Source organism: Acinetobacter endophylla (assembly GCF_053543775.1).
The window spans coordinates 1-423 of the sequence record NZ_JBLVOM010000053.1 but is presented as its reverse complement, the minus strand read 5'-3'; the positions used below and the strand labels follow the sequence as shown (position 1 = coordinate 423).

General features: G+C 44.7%; 1 protein-coding gene. It reads left to right on the top strand.

All coding sequences use genetic code 11. The features are described from left to right. Positions 1-32 precede the first annotated feature (32 nt). A partial coding sequence (locus ACNPNW_RS04280) for a hypothetical protein (RefSeq protein ID WP_448766577.1) occupies positions 33-423 on the top strand: 391 nt, incomplete at its 3' end.

Sequence of the window (423 nt, the reverse complement as noted above, 5' to 3'; positions counted from 1 at the left end):
TTGCACATTCATATAATGAGAGGCGGACTATTATGAGTATTAAAGATCAATTGCTGGATCGGCTGAATGCTATCGGTGAGAGTTTGAGTACAACGGAAGAGGCATTGTTATTACTGGGGTTAGGTTCTGTGGGTTCGGAACTGCATAGACTTGACGCTTACTCTGATCTGGACTTTTTTGTCATCACCAAACCTGGCTTCAAAGAGCGTTACATTAATAATTTGGACTGGCTGCACAATGTCTGTCCTCTGGCCTATCAGTTCCGCAACACCGATGACGGCTGGAAAATCATGTTCGAGGACGGGATTTACGGAGAATTTGCTGTGTTTGAAGAAAATGAATTGAACCACATCCCCTGCTACGGAGGAAGAATAGTCTGGCATGCAGCCGGTTATGAGCCGCAAATTCCTTCCATGGATCAAT